General features: G+C 54.2%; 19 protein-coding genes. 6 read left to right on the top strand and 13 right to left on the bottom strand.

Translation table 11 applies throughout. From position 1 onward, the window contains the following. The first annotated feature begins 129 nt into the window (after nt 1–129). A complete protein-coding gene (locus tag MLD66_RS00395; protein ID WP_247214982.1) occupies nt 130–411 on the top strand; it encodes a 4a-hydroxytetrahydrobiopterin dehydratase in 282 nt (93 codons plus the stop codon). A 169-nt stretch (nt 412–580) separates the two neighbouring features. Then, nucleotides 581–2299 carry an iron uptake porin gene (locus tag MLD66_RS00400; protein ID WP_247214983.1) on the top strand — a complete coding sequence of 573 codons (1719 nt, stop codon included), beginning with the start codon at nt 581–583 and terminating at the stop codon, nt 2297–2299. 50 nt (nt 2300–2349) lie between these two features. On the opposite strand, the gene MLD66_RS00405 is transcribed toward MLD66_RS00400, so the two are convergent. From MLD66_RS00405 to MLD66_RS00425, 5 genes are all read right to left on the bottom strand, one after another. Further along, on the bottom strand, nt 2350–2997 hold the full coding sequence (locus MLD66_RS00405; protein ID WP_247214984.1) for a Uma2 family endonuclease: 648 nt from the start codon (nt 2995–2997) through the stop codon (nt 2350–2352). Between the two features lie 5 nt (nt 2998–3002). Beyond that, complete coding sequence (locus MLD66_RS00410; protein WP_247214985.1) at nt 3003–3662, bottom strand: Uma2 family endonuclease; 660 nt, start codon at nt 3660–3662, stop codon at nt 3003–3005. 279 nt (nt 3663–3941) lie between these two features. Beyond that, nucleotides 3942–4166, bottom strand: a complete 225-nt coding sequence (locus tag MLD66_RS00415; protein WP_247214986.1) for a TIGR02450 family Trp-rich protein — start codon at nt 4164–4166, stop codon at nt 3942–3944. After that, complete coding sequence (locus tag MLD66_RS00420; RefSeq protein ID WP_247214987.1) at nt 4151–5221, bottom strand: phosphotransacetylase family protein; 1071 nt, start codon at nt 5219–5221, stop codon at nt 4151–4153. Before MLD66_RS00420 ends, MLD66_RS00415 begins: the two co-directional genes overlap by 16 nt. Further along, complete coding sequence (locus MLD66_RS00425) at nt 5218–5892, bottom strand: MBL fold metallo-hydrolase (protein ID WP_247214988.1); 675 nt, start codon at nt 5890–5892, stop codon at nt 5218–5220. Before MLD66_RS00425 ends, MLD66_RS00420 begins: the two co-directional genes overlap by 4 nt. Between MLD66_RS00425 and MLD66_RS00430 the strand changes: the two genes are divergently transcribed. Further along, a complete protein-coding gene (locus MLD66_RS00430; protein ID WP_247214989.1) occupies nt 5886–7226 on the top strand; it encodes a hypothetical protein in 1341 nt (446 codons plus the stop codon). The genes MLD66_RS00425 and MLD66_RS00430 overlap by 7 nt on opposite strands. Here MLD66_RS00430 and MLD66_RS00435 read toward each other — a convergent pair. The 5 genes from MLD66_RS00435 to MLD66_RS00455 all read right to left on the bottom strand — a co-directional run bounded on the left by MLD66_RS00435 (nt 7186) and on the right by MLD66_RS00455 (nt 11232). Next, a complete protein-coding gene (locus MLD66_RS00435) occupies nt 7186–8310 on the bottom strand; it encodes an iron-containing alcohol dehydrogenase family protein (protein ID WP_247218862.1) in 1125 nt (374 codons plus the stop codon). The genes MLD66_RS00430 and MLD66_RS00435 overlap by 41 nt on opposite strands. Then, entirely contained in the window at nt 8294–8881 is a 588-nt protein-coding gene (locus MLD66_RS00440) for a Ycf51 family protein (RefSeq protein ID WP_247214990.1), read from the bottom strand. Before MLD66_RS00440 ends, MLD66_RS00435 begins: the two co-directional genes overlap by 17 nt. Before the next feature lie 2 nt (nt 8882–8883). Continuing rightward, the gene (locus MLD66_RS00445; RefSeq protein WP_247214991.1) at nt 8884–9264 is read right to left on the bottom strand and encodes a response regulator; all 381 of its coding nucleotides are present in this window, start codon (nt 9262–9264) and stop codon (nt 8884–8886) included. Between the two features lie 23 nt (nt 9265–9287). Next, on the bottom strand, nt 9288–10442 hold the full coding sequence (locus tag MLD66_RS00450; protein WP_247214992.1) for a response regulator: 1155 nt from the start codon (nt 10440–10442) through the stop codon (nt 9288–9290). Between the two features lie 97 nt (nt 10443–10539). Continuing rightward, on the bottom strand, nt 10540–11232 hold the full coding sequence (locus MLD66_RS00455; protein ID WP_247214993.1) for an SIMPL domain-containing protein: 693 nt from the start codon (nt 11230–11232) through the stop codon (nt 10540–10542). Nucleotides 11233–11517: 285 nt separating this feature from the next. Between MLD66_RS00455 and MLD66_RS00460 the strand changes: the two genes are divergently transcribed. Then, complete coding sequence (locus tag MLD66_RS00460) at nt 11518–12258, top strand: Uma2 family endonuclease (RefSeq protein WP_247214994.1); 741 nt, start codon at nt 11518–11520, stop codon at nt 12256–12258. Between the two features lie 44 nt (nt 12259–12302). Here MLD66_RS00460 and MLD66_RS00465 read toward each other — a convergent pair whose 3' ends face one another. Then, complete coding sequence (locus MLD66_RS00465; protein WP_247214995.1) at nt 12303–13214, bottom strand: ABC transporter ATP-binding protein; 912 nt, start codon at nt 13212–13214, stop codon at nt 12303–12305. A 92-nt stretch (nt 13215–13306) separates the two neighbouring features. Beyond that, nucleotides 13307–14221, bottom strand: coding sequence for an Hsp33 family molecular chaperone HslO (gene hslO, locus MLD66_RS00470; RefSeq protein WP_247214996.1), 915 nt, complete (start codon nt 14219–14221; stop codon nt 13307–13309). A gap of 53 nt (nt 14222–14274) precedes the next feature. Between hslO and deoC the strand changes: the two genes are divergently transcribed. Then, the gene (gene deoC / locus MLD66_RS00475) at nt 14275–14943 is read left to right on the top strand and encodes a deoxyribose-phosphate aldolase (RefSeq protein WP_247214997.1); all 669 of its coding nucleotides are present in this window, start codon (nt 14275–14277) and stop codon (nt 14941–14943) included. Further along, complete coding sequence (gene cobJ, locus MLD66_RS00480; protein WP_247214998.1) at nt 14936–16795, top strand: precorrin-3B C(17)-methyltransferase; 1860 nt, start codon at nt 14936–14938, stop codon at nt 16793–16795. Before deoC ends, cobJ begins: the two co-directional genes overlap by 8 nt. Here the strand turns inward: cobJ and MLD66_RS00485 are convergent. After that, entirely contained in the window at nt 16725–17837 is a 1113-nt protein-coding gene (locus tag MLD66_RS00485) for a beta-ketoacyl-ACP synthase (protein ID WP_339396855.1), read from the bottom strand. The genes cobJ and MLD66_RS00485 overlap by 71 nt on opposite strands. Between the last annotated feature and the right edge of the window lie 2 nt (nt 17838–17839).

Raw genomic sequence — 17839 nt, forward strand, 5'->3', positions numbered from 1 at the left:
CCCCTTGACCGCTTGCACCCCCAGTAAATCACAGGCAATGCCCCCAACACCAGAAGTCATGTGGCAAAAATGCGCCGCTCATATTAAAAGGTAAATGGCAGGTCACTAAAAATCACGGAGGTAACGGTCATGGCAGCATTGCTCACCCCAGAAGAGATCAATACCCAGGCGGCGGAGTTAACCGGCTGGACCGTCGAAGGCAAGACCCTCAAGTGGGAACATCGGTTTGTGGATTTCTTGGCGGCGATGAAATTTGTCAATTCCCTGGTCGAACCGGCGGAACAAATGGGGCATCACCCCGATATTTTCATCTCCTACAACCGGGTGGTCATCACCCTCACCACCCACGACGCTGGCGGCTTGACCCAAAAAGATTTTGATCTGGCAAAACAAATTAGCCAATTACTTTGAAAGTGGCAAGCTTTTGGCGAAAATGTATCGGATTTTACCATTTTAACCTATTGTCAAGGGGGATAAACTTGTCTTAAACTAATGTCTATGCTGTTCATGCGTTGTTCCGTCCAAGGTTCAGCATTGACCTGTGGTTCATCTATCGTTTGTTCTGGTGTGAGGGTAAACCATGTCTCAGAAATTGCTGTTCAAGTTGTTGGCGACGGGTTCCCTGGCGATGGGGGTTTCTTTAGCGATGGCTGGGGAAGCACAAGCCCAAACCGCCACGAGAAGTTCTCGGGAGTCGATCAATCAAGTCCGGGAGTACATTCGGGAACTCAAGGAAGATAACGAGTTAGGGCAAGTCACTTCGGTTTCCGAGTTTGTGGATGTGAAGCCGACGGATTGGGCGTTTTTGGCGTTGCAATCCTTGGTGGAACGGTATGGCTGTATCGTCGGTCTGCCCACCAATCCCCCCACGTATCAAGGGCGCAGGGCGACGACCCGTTATGAGTTTGCCGCCGGTTTGAATGCCTGCTTAGACCGGATTAATGAATTGATTGCCGCCTCGGTGGAAAACCTGGTCACCAAGGAGGATATGAGGCTCATCCAACGCCTGCAAGAGGAATTTGCCGCCGAACTGGCACTGTTGCGGGGACGGGTGGACACCTTGGAAGCTCGCACAGCCACCTTGGAAGCGCAACAATTTTCCACCACGACCAAGTTGACGGGTCAGGTGATCTTGGCGGCACAAGGAGCCTTTGGGGCGGCGAATCAAGCAGTACCCAAGGGGACACCTCAAGGAACTTTTGGGAACATCCAGGATGCCACCACCTTCGGCTATCGGGTTAACTTGAACTTCAACACCAGCTTTACGGGTAAAGACCTGTTGTTGACCACGATCCAGATGGATGATGTGACCCTGGGGGCGGGGGCGGCGGCGGTGACAGGCACCAATAGTTCCGCTTTGAGCTACAGCTTTTTGAACCGGGCGGGCGGGGGAACTGCGGGTCTCTGGTACCTCAGCTATAGTTTCCCGGTGTTGGCGGACAAGGGCAAAATCTTCATCACGGGCTATGGCGGTGGGGTGAATGATTATGTGGATACCCTCAGCCCCTTGAATGATGACGGTCAGGGTGCCCTGTCTGCCTTTGGTCTGCGCAACCCGTTGTACAACCAAAACTTGGCTTTGGGGGTAGGGGCTGGCTTTGGTTATGACTTCTTTGATGGCAAACTCAATTTCTCCATCGGTTATTTAGCCAATGGTAATGCGGGTTTGGGAGCCTTCACTCCGGCGGCGGGTGGGGGTACCGAGGGGCTGTTTGGTTCCTCCTTCAATGCCTATGCCCAGTTGACCGGTTATCCTCTGGAGAATCTGGGCTTGAGCTTGCTGTACATTCGCAGTGGGAGTGATATAGACTCCGGGTTGCCACTGAACTTCGGCGGTGGTGTTGGTACTGCCTCTGTGGATGCCTTGAATGGGGTAGTAGCTACTGAAGCGGATAACCTCGGTTTTCAATTCAAATGGCAACCCTTCAAAAACTTCATCCTGGGGGGGTGGTTTGGGGTGACTTGGTTCAATGACGTGGTGGCGGGGCTGAATGCTTCCGGTACGGCGTTGAACTATGCCCTGGTGTTTGCTTTCCCGGATGTGGGGACGAAAGGTTCCCAAGCGCAAATTGTGGTGGGTGCGCCCCCCTACTTGAGTAGTAGTACCGGATTGGTGGCAAATGGCTTGACGGGTGCGGCGGCAGATGATGTCCCCATCCTCGTGGAGGCTTCCTACCGGTTCAAATTCACTGAATACCTCTCCATTACTCCTGGCGTGATTGCCATCTTTAACCCGGAAGGTAACAGTGCCAATAATACGGTGTTTGTGGGTGTCATCCGTTCCACCTTTAGCTTTTAACTTCTCAACCTGAACTCCATGTGTCTTTGCCCCTCGTTCTGAGGGGTTTTTTATTGCCTTTGAATTTGACCCATAAACCAAGTGGTAACGGCGGCTTGATGTTCGGTGCGACTCCGTTGCAAAGCCTGTTCCAGTAAATTTAATCCCAATCCGGGCAATACCTGGGAGGTACGAATACGGCGACTACTGCCATCCGGGCTAATGGCAAAACCAAAAATTTGCTGAATTTCCACCGCCACAATCCAATACTCAGGAATCCCCAAATCCTCGTACTGCAAGCGTTTGGCACCCAGGTCATCCCCCAGGGACGTATCGCTGATTTCAATGACTAAATCGGGTAGGGGATAGGTGTCCACATCCACCACCCGTGTCCCCCAGGGAATCCGATTGGCATTTTCCCCCACATAAACGGAAATATCCGGTTGGAATTCATTGCGCCCCGCTTGCCGATAGGAACAGGCATCCTTGACCGTGGCTAATAGGTGCCTTTGCCCGACCCAAAACGTGAGCATAAATAAAAGCAGGGCATGGTCATTGGCATGGTCAGAGCCGGTGGACATGGGTTCAAAACGATAGTGCCCTTGGTAATAATACCCCTTGAGTTTGCTATTTTTGGGGTCGTCACTCATGGACACAAATTCATCCCAATTGGCTCTTTGCCAAGTATTTAAGGGGGTTTGGGTCACACTCAAAGTCATGGGTTTTAGGGGTGATTCAATTGATGTTTTACCTGTTCCATAAACCAAGCAGTAACGGCGGCTTGATGTTCGGTGCGACTCCGTTGCAAAGCCTGTTCCAGTAAATTTAACGCTAATCCGGGCAATACCTGGGAGGTACGAATACGGCGACTACTGCCATCGGGGCTAATGGCAAAACCAAAAATTTGCTGAATTTCCACCGCCACAATCCAATACTCAGGAATCCCCAAATCCTCATACTGCAAGCGTTTGGCGCCCAGGTCATCCCCCAGGGACGTATCGCTGATTTCAATGACTAAATCGGGCAGGGGATAGGTGTCCACATCCACCACCCGTGTCCCCCAGGGAATCCGATTGGCATTTTCCCCCACATAAACGGAAATATCCGGTTGGAATTCATTGCGCCCCAACTGCCGATAGGAACAGGCATCATGGGCATTCATGGCAATACCCCGCAGGGCGGCAAAGAGACCGACCAAAACGCTAATCGTCATGTGGTCTTTAGAATGGTCGGAGCCGGTGGACATGGGTTCAAAACGGTAGTGCCCTTGGTAATAATACCCCTTGAGTTTGCTATTTTTGGAGTCGTCGCTCATGGACACAAATTCATCCCAATTGGCTCTTTGCCAAGTATTTAAGGGGGGTTGGGTCACACTCAAAGTCATGGGAATTATGCCAATCGCTATCGCAATTTTAACCGATGAGCAAACCGCTATTCAAAATAATTAAGGATGGGAACCATATAGCAGTCCTATTTGATTTACAAACAAAAATTTTCCAGAACCAAGGACGGGGGCGGTGCCCCTGCGACCCCTATTCTATTCTCATTTAGGATTGCTATAACAACTGTCATCGAATTGTAGGCACTCCCCTGCGACCGCTAACTTTGAATTGATAGAGGTGCCCTAATGTGACTAATTCTAACGAACGAATTTACTGCTAATTTATTGAGAATGCCGGGGTTGCCAGCCGGGTTGCCAAAGTTCCCGATCCGCCAGTTGCTGGGCATTCAGCCAAAAACGTACCTTGGGGTCACACACCGCCACCAATTCCACAAAGGTAAACTGCGCCTGACGTTTGATATTTTTGACCTGAAAGTGCCGCCACCCCCAGGTAGTCTGCCGGGCTGTCCACTGGGAACCCAGGCGAGGGATTAACCGCTTGGGCATGGGGAACCCCAACCGCTGAGCAGTCGTTCCATGTCCAGGTATTGCGCCATCATCTGTTGCACGTATTGAATTTTCACCGGCTCCCGCAGTCGTACCTGCTCAAAGGTGCGTTCGATGGTTTCCACCGCCGTCAGCGTGTCCATGTCCACCATCAGGATGGGAATTTCCATTTCCTCGGCACGGCTCAAAACCATGGGGCTGGGGGGATTCGGACCAGTTAACACCAGGCATTGGGTCGAGGCTTCCAGGGCGGCGAGTTGAATGTCCGTGCGACCACTGCCGGTGATCACCACCATATTCACCCCCTGGCGGAAGTAATCCAGGGCGGCATTGACGCTCATGGCACCGATGGAGAGATGTTCGACCAGTAAATCCATCCGTTCGGGACAACAGACCACCTGCGCCTGCAAATGGTGCGCCAATTCCCCCACCGGCACACTGCGTAAGAGGCGACTGCGGGGCAAAACCCCCAATACCGGTATCCCCCGTTGTTCCAGCATGGGCACCAGAATTTCCTGCACCGGTTGGTCCGCCGGTACCGCATTCAGCAAAACCCCCCGCAACCGTTCCCCCAGATGCGCCTGCGCCATGAGCAATTCATCCAGCACCAGCAGGGACTGGCACCGCACCACCAGGACAACGCCCGCCTCCAGAACCGCCGCCATGTGCGCCAACCCCAAACCAAACAAATGCCCCTCGGAGAGATTGGCGGGGGCTTCCAAAAGCATCAGGTCGGGAACGGTGAGATTTCTATACGACTCCAATGCCGCCGTCAGGGGGGTCGCCTGGGGCAATAAATCCGGTTGTTTCAGCCAATCTTCCCAAAAAACCAGGGTGGGGGCGAGGCAGTCTGGCGGTAATTTCAACACCTGCGCCGCCAATTGCCCATCCGCATCCAGGGGCACGGGGTCGCTGGTGACCCGCTCGGTGCCTACGGGTTTCCCATAACCAATGCGGTAGTGACGGGCTTGGAGTTGTTGGGCAATCCCCAGGGTGGCGGTGGACTTGCCACTATACGCCTGGGTGGAACCGATAAACAAAAAACGGCTGGTCACTGCCTCACCTGTTGGACGTGGGAAGAAATCCGCCCCATAATTTCATCATACCAGTCCTCCCCTGGCTCTGGGCGCACCCACCCCTGTCCCCGCAGAAAGCCCGTATTGGCACCGGGGCAAAAATAGGTGACCGGGCGTTCCCCCAGCCAGGTTTTGAGCCATGCCATACTGCGTTGTTGCCGCAACCAATGGAAAGTCTTGCGGGTGGCGAGTAGGCTGAGTTTCCCTTGGGGGTTGGGGAGCAAATGCCGCCCGGTGAACAGCACCCCCCCCCACCGTTCCAGGTAGATGCAACTACTGCCGGGGCTATACCCTGGGGTCCAAATCATGGTCACGCCTGGCACCACGGTCAGGGTTTGGGCGAAGGGATGCACCCACACCCCCGGATAGAGGTAGGCTTCCTGTTGCTGGGTGACAATGGGGCAGTCAAATGCTTGTTGCCATTGGGGAATGCGGTCGGCACCGTCCCGGTGGGTCAGGAGTAACTGCTGGATGCCTCCTTGGCTGTGACACCAGGGGTGAAAGTCCCAGGCGGGGCAGTCAATGAGGAGATTCCCCGCCAGCCCCAGGGTCTCCCCTACAATGAAATAGCTGGTACCGCCCAGGGTGTGCCGTTGGGGGGGAAAGGCAAAAATTCCGTCCAGTATGGGTTTCGGGGCTAGGGATGACATGGGTGACGTTGGGGGTATTGGCGTTGACCACCTTTCTTCTAGTGTGGCATCATGCCCGCTATCTGAGCCGCACCCCTTGGTGGTTGCTGTGGTTGGTGCTGATGTTGCCGGGGTTGGTGGTGGGGGTATGGGTGTGGTTCCACGGGGAAGAACAGGCGATGCCTGCGGTGCTGGTGGTGATGCCCTTCCTGTTGAGTGGCGTGTTTTATTTCCTGCTGGTACGGCAAGGGGGGGGCGTACCCCGGCTGTTGACCGAAACTTTACCGGCTCCTCTGACCCCGGCGGAAATGACCCACCTGCACCAATGCTTTCCCTGGGAACTTTATGCCCTGCAAAGGATTGACCAACGGGAAGGGGTGGTGGTCTGTGCGGGTCGGTTACGGGGGAATGCCGCAACAGCCTACCAGGTGGTGGCGCAAAACATCCAGGCCCAATTGGGGCAACGGTTTTGGCTGATCCTGGCACCGAACGCTGACCAAAAACCCTATTTTGCCCTGGTGCCCCGGCGGATGCCTGCCCCCCGTCCCGATGGCTGGGTGATTGGGGTCACCAGTCTGGGGCTGGGGTTGTGGATCACCCGGACGGTCACGGCACCCTACCTGGGCATTGCCCAACCCCTGGGCTGGGGGTATGGGGTGGGGGTGTTGGCGATTCTGCTGGCACGGGAGGTGGGACAACGGTGGGGTCTGCGTTCCTGGGGGGGCAAAAGCGGCTGGCCGTGGCTGATTCCATTGCCCTGCTGGCCGGGGGTCTTGGGCACCTACAGCGGGATCACCGAACCGCTACCGGATCGGCGGGCGTTGGTGGATCGCACCTGGCTCGGTGTGGGGTTGGCCTTGGCGGTGACCCTGGGTCTGTTGCTGTGGGGGTTGGGGCATTCGCCGCTCACCCCTGGGGGATTTTTGCCCCACCATTCCTACCTGCTGTGGGTGGTCAGCCGTTGGGTGTGGGGGGATGCAATGACGGCGGGCATGGGGTTGCACCTGCATCCGGTGGCGTGGGCGGGGGTTGTGGGTTTGGGACTGCTGGGGATACAGTTGACCCCGGTAGGGCGGTTGGATGGGGGATGCCTATTGCACGCCCTGGTGGGACGGCGGGGGGCGCAACGATGGGGCTGGGTGACCAAAGCCCTGGTTCTCCTGCTGGGTTGGCAGGTACAACCCTGGTTGCGGGGGTGGGGGGTTTTGTTGTTGTTCATCCCGACTATGCCGCCGCTGGTGCTGAATGAGGTGACGGAACTGGACTCTAAACGGGATGGGTTGGGACTGCTGGGTTTGGGCTTGTTCCTGGCAATTATCCTGCCCGCACCTGGTTTTTTGCCCAGGGTTGGGTAGTGGTTTGCATGGCCGCTAGGACTGCGGTGGGGGTCACCGGAAAGGGCAAACGGTGGATGTCACTCCCAGGGCGGCAGATCACCTCCGCCAGTTGGGCTAATTCTGCGGCGGGCAATCCCCCCAACCCCAAATCAGCTAGGGTGCAAGGCAAATGAATCTGTTGATACAACGTGAGTAACTGCGCCCGGGCCACTCCCGCCAAGGGATACCCCTGGGCTTCCTCTAAGCGCAACTGCACCAAAATCCCAAACGCCACCTTTTCCCCGTGGAGCCACGCATGGGTCTGGGGCCAATGGGTGAGGCCATTATGCACCGCATGGGCGGCCACCGTCCGGCATTGGGCACCCCCCACCCCACCAATCAACCCCGCCATCAAGACCGTGGCATCCACCACCTCCTGCCAAGTCAGACTCCCCGGTGTCGCCAGGGCTGGTACCGCTTTTTGCAGTAAAATGTCCCGCAAAATTCTGGCCTGTTGCACCGCCATCACCACGGGGGTATCCGTGGATTCACCATTGCTAATAGCGGCTTCGTACCATTTGGCCAAGGCATCCCCAATCCCTGATGCGAGGGTGCGGGGAGGGGCGGTTTGCACCAGGTCATAGTCCAAAAGTAATAATTCCGGGCAGTGGCGCAGGGGTACATCGTACTGAAAGGCCCCCGCCGGGGAATAGATATTGCTCAAGGCCGTCCAAGCGGCACAGGTCGCACCGGTGGTGGGAATGGTGATCACTGGTAACTGGGCATCATGGGCGGCGAGTTTTCCCGCATCCAGGGCTTTGCCTCCCCCACAGGCCAGCACCCCGCCGACCCGGTGGGCACGCATCGCCTCGCTAAGTTCCTGGCGCAGGGCTGTCGTACATTCCCGCAGGGGTACCACCTGCACCGGCTCAATTCCCACCGCCCGCAGTCGGGGCAACACCAAATCACTACTTGTCTGCCCCCCCACCAACAGCCAACGTTGGGTGATGGCGGTCAACCGTTCCGGGTACTGGGAAATTAAATCCCGCCCCCGCAGTACCGACTGGGGGCTAATCACCAACTCGGACATGAACTGAATCACCGGGTTAATTTTTTTCTGAATCAGGGGATGCCCGTTCTAAGCGAGCCAACGCCTGGGAATCCAATTCTACCACCATCCCAGGGTCTTGCCGCTGGCGCAGGGAACGGCGCACCTGTCCCAGATAGAGGGGTTCTGTCACCCCCGGTTCCGGGTGGAGCAACGTGCGGGCCCGTACCGTCAACACCGCATCCCCCGTCGCCAAACGACCATAGGAAAATAAATCATTCGCCGCCTGTTGCAGGGTCGCCGTCAGTTGTTCTGGGGTGAGATGCCCCGACACGGCAATCACCGCCTGGGTGCCCCCCCCATCGTACACGGTGGTATAACGGCTGGCATTGGGCAGAACCGTGCGGGTCACAGGGGTCAATCCCAGGGCAAACAAGCCCCCGGTGAGAACCGCCATAAAGCCGGTAATCCCCACCAACCGGAAGCGGATGCCCCAGCGCCAGCCAAAGCCCACCAGCGTCACCAGGGCACACAGGAGCGTCAAGCCCCCCATCACCCGCGCCGCCTGGGCAAATTCCGCCACACTGGGAACCGCCAGGAAAACGGGGCTGGTCAGGAGTAAATGCGAAACCTCAGGAACAGTCATGCTCATTGCACAAATTGTTGGACCACGGACACCAATTCCTTGGGGGCAAAAGGCTTGGTGATGTAGGCATTTCCCCCCTGGCGCATCGCCCAAAACCGGTCAAATTCTTGATTTTTGGAGGTGCAAAAGACAATCGGTATCTGGCTAAATTCTGGGCGGGCCCGGATCATCCGGCAGAGGTCCAACCCACTTTGCCCCGACATGACAATATCCAACAACACCAACGCCGGGGTATGCTCCAACAACCACGCCCAGGCGGGTTCCACCCCCTCAAAGGCTACCACCTCAAACCCCATCTGGGAGAGCAAACCCGTGATCAATTGTTTTTCGGCTCGCCCATCTTCTACCAAGAGGATCGTCTTTGTGGCGGTCAATTCAGCCATTCCTTGCCCTTTGAAAATTTCCACTACGAGCTTATCCCATTTGCGGAGGGGGAGGGGCGCAATTTCTGCACCGCCTGGGTCAATTGCTCCGGGGCAAAGGGTTTCGTCAGATAGGAATTTGCCCCCACCAACTGCGCCCGCAGGCGGTCAATCAACCCATCTCGCCCGGTCAACATCACAATCGGCACATCCTGCAACTGGCGGGACTGACGCAACATCCGGCACAACTCATACCCATCGATATCCGGCATATTAATATCCAACAAAATCACCTCCGGGCGGCGGCGTACCAGAGTAGTCAAGGCCCGTGCCGGTTCCGTAATCGCCACAATGTCATAACCCTCCAACTCCAGGGTCATCTGCACCTGCCGCTGTACCGCCTTGCTGTCATCAATACAGGCAATCACCGGTTTGGGTTGGGGGGGATGCTCGGGAGCCGCCACCGGCGCCGCAAAGGGTAAACTCACCAACGTGCCCGCCCCCACCAAGCCCCGCACCCGAGTCGCCAATTCCAAAGGGGCAACCCGCACCCGGGACGCAAATTCATAAACACAAAGTTTTTGCCCAAACATCTGAATCCAGGTTGCCAAGGTTTGCCGTCCCCAGAATTTCTCGTACTCCGGCGTGCCCTGAATCTGCTCCCAAAAATCGCAAAACGCCCCCACCTGCCCCATATCCAGGTACAGGCGACTCAGGGGGGACAAACCCTGCCCCCGCACCAACTGCCACCCATACACCTGTTGCCGCACCGCCGCCAGCAAATCCTGCCAAGGGGGCGTGATCAAAATCGGGTCAGGTTGCACATTGCGCTGAAAATGCATCGGAGCCTTGGGAATCGCCACCGCCTGTACCAGGGCTTCCTGGCTCAACCGGGTCACCACCTGGCGCAACTCCCCCAAGGGCAATGCCTGTCTCTGCCACCACTCCCGCAACCACGCCGGTTCCGACTCTAAAGCCCCCAGGGAAGGCCACTCCAAATCCGGGCGCAGACGGGACAAAATGCTGGTGAGCCGTTCCCTCTGTCCTGCAATACTACTGGCATAGTACAGCCGTTGCCCACCCAGATACACGCACCAACCCGCTCCCTCCACCTGGGGGTCATAGATGGTCAGAGAACCGGTTAAATCCCGGGCGGCTAATTCTCGGAGGGCTTTGTAGGGAGAGGCGACTGTTTTCATCACCATTGTTTAACGTCATGTTAATTATGCCCACAACCTCTCCAAACCCAGATGTAGCCTATGTAACCAAAATCCCCCGTTGGGCATCCTGGTGGGGCTAGTAGCGGATTTCCAGCTTCACTTGGGCTTGGACGGTCTGGTCGCCGCCGAGGATGGGGGTACTGGCACGGACTTCCGCCAATGCAAAACTGCGGGGAATTGGGGTACTGCTTCCTAAAATGGTGACCCCCACCACCTCCTTGGGGGTGAGTTGGAGGGCTTGGAGAACTATCTGGGCTTGTTTTTGGGCATCCTGCACCGCCGCTTGCAGTGCTTGTATCCGTCCTTGTTCCAGAGCCGATTCAGTGGCGACAAAACTGAGGCGGTTAATCTGATTTGCCCCTTGGCTGACCAATTGATCCAGCACCGCCCCGGTTTGGCTGATGGGCAGTTGAAACCGCACCGTATTCCGCCCCGTAAACCCGAGCAATTGTTGCCGTTCCCCGTAGATGGGAAAAAGCTGTACCCCAGTGGTGGTGAGTTTTTCGGCGGATTTTTGCCGCAGGGTGCTGATGATTTTATCCAGCCGTTGGGCAATTTCCATCTGTACTTGGTTGGCGTTGTTGCCCCGGATTTCCACCCCAACTTCCACCTCAGCCAATTGGGCGGGTAGGGTAATCACGCCCTGACCAGTGACCTGGAGTACCCGTTCTGACCCCCGTTCTTGGGCAAGGGCAACGGGCATGACTGACCACCAACTGACGACCACCAATACCCCGACCCACCCACGGGCTTTTCGGATTTGACCCATACCGCCTCACACCTCAATTTTCATCAGTTCCCAAGTAAGATGGCACAATTCCCCCAGAGGTTCCCGCATGGGGAGCGTGTTTAACCAGGGCATCCCCACACCAGTTGAGTTAAGGGCATCTCTATTTATTTGAGCCAGTCATAAATCTCATCGTTGGCATACTAAATATTACCCAGAACCAAGGGCGGGGGATACCCCCTGCGACCGCTAACTTTGAATTTATAGAAGTGCCCTTAAATCGTTCCGTAATCATCTAAAATTTTAGTAAAGCCCAGCGCAAAACCTATGGTTTCGATTATTCAGCCCCCCGTTGAACCCGCCGTTCCGGTACCATTACCCCCGGATAACCTGATTTTTGATGATGGAGAACCCTTGGAAAGTAATCGCCATCGCATTGCCATGAATGTGCTGATTCGTTCCGCCCAGCAGGCACTTTCGCACCGCTCGGATGTGTTTATCGGCGGCAATATGTTTGTGTACTTCAGCCGGGAACAGGCGATGAATCGGAATGTGCGTGGCCCCGATGTTCTGATGGTGTTGGGGGTTCCCCCTCGCCCACGGCAAGGTTGGGTGGTCTGGGAGGAAGGGGGGCGGTATCCCGATGTGATTGTAGAATTACTTTCCCCCAGTACGGCGGCTTTTGACCGAGGCGCCAAAAAAGATTTGTATGAGCAGGTTTTTCGCACCCCCTACTATTTTGTGTTTGACCCGTTTGCACCGGAGTCGTTGGCGGGGTGGCGGTTGAACGCCAGTGAGGGTTATCAGCCCTTAGTGGCGAATGAACGGGGGTGGCTGTGGTGCGACTTGTTGGGCTTGTGGTTGGGAGTGTGGGAGGGAGTGATTGACCGCGAAGGTCCCTGCAGTTGGCTAAGGTTGTACACGCCCGCAGGAGATTTGGCACTGTTACCGGAGGAAGCGGCGCAACAACGAGCCGAACAGGAAAAACAACGAGCCGAGCAGGAAAAACAACGGGCTGACCGATTGGCGGCTAAACTGCGGGAGTTAGGTGTGGAGGTAGAAGATTAAATCAGCACCTGATTCAAATTTGCATCTTACCCACCCCGCTCCTGCTAATTTTTTGCCGTTGGGGCATTCTGATTCATTAGTTCTAAATAAATATGTTCTAGGCGCACGGGTTGGCGGGCAATGGAGGTGAGGGAAATCCCGGAAAACAGGTTCATAATTTGGTTTAATTCTAGTGCTTCCGGCACCCAGAATAGTAAATCCTGATTGTAGTTGCGAATCGCCCAACCCAATGTCTGCGCCCGTTGCATTGCGATTTCCGGGGTAGGGGTTTGAATCGTTAAAACTTCCGCCGCCGGAATCAGGGTTTTCAGAGAATCTAAAGTCCCTTCAGCAACTAACCTTCCCTGTTTTAAGATACCAATTCGGTCGCACATCCGTTCCGCCTCTTCCAGTAAATGGGTGGTGAGTAATAGGGTCATGCCCTGCCGTTGACATTGGCGAATCAACTGCCACACTTCAAAGCGAGATTCAATATCCAAACTCGCAGTCGGTTCATCCAAAATTAACAGTTTTGGTTGATGAATTAAGGCAATGGCAATGTTCAACCGCCTTTGCATCCCCCCGCTGAGATTTTCAGCCAGACTATCCGCCCGCAATTCCAATCCCACCAGCCGGAGACATTGCTGGACTCGCTGAGCCAATTCCCGCTCCGCCACCCCATAAATACGCCCAAAAAAATACAGATGTTCCGCACAGGTTAAACTCTGATAGAGTAAATCTTTTTGCGGGGCAACCCCCAGGAGATAACGGTGGCTCGGTCGCCAGGATTGACCAGCAATATATACCTGCCCTTGGTCAGGATTCAAGAGGTGGCAAATGATATTAATTAAAGTGGTTTTACCCGCCCCATTGGGTCCCAGGAGTCCATAAATTTCTCCCGATTTGATCTCTAAATTAATTCCCTGGAGAACCGGGCGGTTGGGATAACTCTTGTATAGCTGTTCAACTTTTAGCACAGGACACGGGGGAAAATGAATTTACATAGCCATCTTAGTGGAATTTAGATGGAATTTAGAAAACCATGATCCCAGCGACATCGCCAACAGATTTACTTTCCTAATCTTGAGGTCGCTTCCTGTTCCAATTCCTGCACCAATTGTTCCAGGTGATTGCGTTGGGCACGAAACACGGAACTACAAAAATGGCAGGTGATTTCCGCCCCGTCATCTTGGTGAATCATGCTTTGCAATTCCCCAACCCCCAACATTTTCAACGCCCCCAAAACCCGGTCAAAATTGCACCCACAATGGAATCGCACCAACTGGGTTTCGGGAAACACCGTTAAATCCATATCCCCCAGCAACTCTTGAAACATATCCCCCAACTGCCGACCTGCCAATAGCAACGGGGTAAACCCGGACAGTGCCGACACCCGAGATTCCAACACGCTGATCAATTCCTCGTCCGCCGCCGCCTTGGGCAAAATCTGTAATAACAAACCACCCGCCGCCTGCACCTGCCCCCCTTCCAGATAAACCCCCAAAGCCAATGCCGATGGGGTCTGTTCCGAAGTGCTCAAGTAATAGGTGATGTCTTCCCCCACCTCCCCGGACACCAGTTCCACTGTACTGGCATAGGGATAGCCGTAACCGTTGTCCCGCAGGACATAGAGATACCCCTGGGAACCCACCGCCTGACTCACATCCAATTTGCCCCGGGCATTGGGCGGCAATTCCACCCCCGGCTGGTCCACATAACCCCGCACGGTGCCGTCCCGTCCCGCATCCACAAATACGGTACCCAAGGGACCATTGCCCTGAAACCGGATATTCACCCGTGCCGATTGGCGTTTCATGTTGGACGCCAGCAGTAACCCAGCACTCATGGTGCGCCCCAAAGCCGCCGTTGCCACATAGGATAACCCGTGCCGCTGTCGAGCCTCCGCCACCAATCGGGTCGTGATCACCCCCACCGCCCGAATCGCTCCACCCGCCGCCGTTGCCCGCACCAACTGGTCCACCATACCCATTTCCCGAACAATATCTCTATGATGGTATCGTGTTTCTCCCAGAACCGATGCCCTCCCCCTTGCCCGACATTGCCACCGTGATTGAACACGCCCTTTTGCAACCGGGGATCACTCCTGATGCCGTCCAACAGGGTTGTTACGAAGCAGACCGGTATCAATTTCCGGTGGTCTGTGTCTATCCAAGCGCAGTACAACAATGCGTGGAACTCCTGCATCAATCTCCCTGTCGGGTCTGTGCCGTGATTGGTTTTCCCAGTGGTGCTACAACTTCAGCAGTGAAATACTACGAAGCGATGGAAGCGGTAGAATCTGGTGCTAAAGAGTTGGATGTGGTCATTAATTTGGGTTGGCTCAAAGGGGGTAAAACCAAAGCAGTCTATGAAGAAATTGCCCAGATTGTCAGTGAAACCAAACAAACCGTTAAAGCCATTTTAGAAATGAATATCCTCACCCAAGAGGAACAGAAATTAGCCGCTGAAATCTGTTTAGATGCGGGTGTACATTATCTCAAAACTGGTACCGGCTGGTTCGGGGGAGCAACGGTAGAACAGGTCAGCTTTTTACAAAAAATTGGCAATAATCGGGTGGGGATCAAAGCCTCCGGTGGAATTAAAACCATCACTCAAGCTCAGGAATTACTGTTAGCCGGAGCCACCCGCATCGGCACTTCCCGAGGGGTAGATTTGGTCAAACAACAGGCGGAATTAAATGCCTAACCCAGGGGATTTTTGGCAGGAATTTCAACCCATTGCTTGGATTGCCACCACACCGGTTAGTCAAAACCGTTTGTTACCCCTCGCCCAAAGTTCCCAGAGCATTTTATGGTGTTCCCCTCACTTAGAAACTCATCCTCATTGCCAAAGATATAACAATTCCTTGCGAGAACATTTAACCGCCATTTGGTCAGATCAAAAAGCACTCATTTTTAGTTTAACTTTGGGGGCAGTGGTACGTTTGATCGCCCCTTTTTTAAGCGATAAATACCGTGACCCAATTGTGCTGTGCATCCCGGAATCAGGGGAATATGTGATTACTGTTTGCGGCGGACATCAGCATCAGGGCGACCGACTTTGTGAACAGATTGCCCATTTATTGGGAATGAAACCGGTGATTACCGATGCCGCTACTGCCCACGAGATGCCTGGGGTAGATACCTGGGGAATGCCCTGGGGTTGGCGCAAAGGGGCGGGGGACTGGACGGGTATAGCGAGTGCGGTGATTCGGGGAGAACCCGTTGCAATTATTCAAGAATCAGGAACTACCCTATGGCGGCAAACCATTACATCAAAAACCAATTTAATTTTCACCGATAAACCGGATGCTCATGCTCAAACCATCTGGATTACCCATCGGGAACTTACACCCTCCCAACCGGGTCAGATTGTTTGGCATCCCCGCACACTTTGGGTAGGCATTGGTTGTGAACGGGGCACTTCTGAAACTAAACTATATGAGGCGATTCAAACGGTTTTTAATGCCCACCAATTATCCTTAAACGCCATCGCCGGGATTGCCAGTTTAGATATTAAAAAAAATGAAATTGGCTTAGTCAATTTAGCCCAATCGCAAGGGTGGCAGTTGGTGACTTTTTCGGCGGAAACTTTGCGGGCAATTCCAGTTCCCAATCCATCCCCGATTGTCGCCCAAACGGTGGGAACCGCCAGCGTTGCCGAAGCCAGTGCCATTCAAGCGTCCCAAGGCACTTTATTAGTTCCCAAACACATCCTGGGTGCCGTGACCGTAGCGGTAGCCCTATCCCCGCAGGAATGGCTGGATCGGTCGGGAACCCTGTACTTGGTGGGCATGGGACCGGGGGATTTAGCCCATCTGACCCCTGCCGCTCGCAATGCCATCAGACAGGCAGATGTGGTCATTGGCTATAATTTATACTTACAACTACTTAACGGGATCAAACATCCCAGTCAGATTTGGGAACCTTACCCGATTGGCGAGGAAACCCGGCGGGCAGAACGGGCGATTGAATTAGCTCGCTGGGGGTTAACCGTAGCGGTGGTATCCTCTGGGGATTGTGGCATTTATGGCATGGCGGGTGTGGTGATGGAACTGTTACAAAAACAAAGTAATATCCACCCAGAATTTAATGTACAAATCATCCCTGGCATTTCCGCTTTGCAGTCTGCCGCGAGTCGGGTGGGAGTGCCCTTGATGCAGGATTTTTGTGCGATTAGTTTAAGTGATTTACACGTGCCTTGGGAGATCATTACCCAACGGGTTACGCACGCCGCCCAAGGGGATTTTGTCACCATTTTTTACAATCCTTGTTCCCAACAACGAACTTGGCAATTGCCCACAGCCCAGGCGATTTTCTTGCAATATCGTGACCCGCAAACCCCGGTAGCAATTGTGCGGCAAGCCTACCGTAAAGATGAACAGATTTGGTACACTAATTTAGAGAATTTAACCAAACAACCCATTGATATGTTTTGCACAATTATCATTGGCAATTCTCGCACTTATCCAACTAAATATGGTCTAATTACCCCTCGGAATTACCCACTAAAATCGCCCCATTTTGACCCCCAAAACCAAAACTTAAATTCAGAATAGAGCGAAGTTTTTTATCCTGCTTAACCCGTACAAAATTTGCTGAAAAATCCGGTTCAGTCAACCCCACACAAGGGGGTAAAACCTGGTCTTTTATGGCTAATAAAGAAAAAATGATATTAACAATCCCGGAGGCTCCTAAACTGTGCCCCGTTGCCCCTTTGGTTGCCAAAATTGGTATATCATCAGGGAATAAACGCTGTATGATCCGAATTTCTCGTTCATCATTGCGTAGGGTTCCTGTGCCGTGCGTGTGGATAGCGGAACATTGATTGAAGGTTAAATTATTCGCTTTGAAACAGTTATCAATCGCCGTAATTGCCGCCTCTATATCCCGACTGGGTAGCACAGGATTATCCGCATCACACGTGCATCCCCAACCCAGGATCGAACCATATTTTGATTGAGCATGATTTGGCTTTTCCAGTAATAGCACTCCTGCCGCTTCTCCTAATACAAACCCTTGCCGTTTTTGATCAAAAGGGAAACAGCCCTGTTTGGCTAAAGCACCCATCTGGCTAAATCCCGCCAGGGTCAAGGGCGTAATCGGCGCATCCACCGCCCCTACAATCACCTGCGAGCATTGTCCTTGGCGTAGCCACTCCACCCCCGTCGCCACCGCCCATGCCCCAGTTGCACACGCCGCCATCGGTGCTGATACTAAACTTTTTGTGCCTACTTTAGCGGCAACTACACGGGCAAAACTACCCGGCAAATGTTCTAACCATGTATGGTAATCATCCCGCTGATGGGTTAACCATTGTTCCCATAGATATTGCGCTCCCCGGCTCGAACCAATGACCACACCGCAATTGGGTAAAGGTAATTCCCATCCGGCATCCTGTAATGCTTCTGTCAAGGCAGTAAGTAATAACATTGTCGGATCGCTAGGTACGGATGCGATCATGGCGAGAGGTATGGGGGATACATGGGCAAAAGGTTGCTGTATTTTGATAGGACAATGACCCGCCAATAAATTTTGCCAACACGTCTGTTTATCCTTACCCAATGGGGATACCAGCCCCATACCTACCACATGAACCATTG

The organism is Synechococcus sp. C9, assembly GCF_022984075.1.
Classification (GTDB): Bacteria; Cyanobacteriota; Cyanobacteriia; order Gloeomargaritales; family Gloeomargaritaceae; genus Gloeomargarita.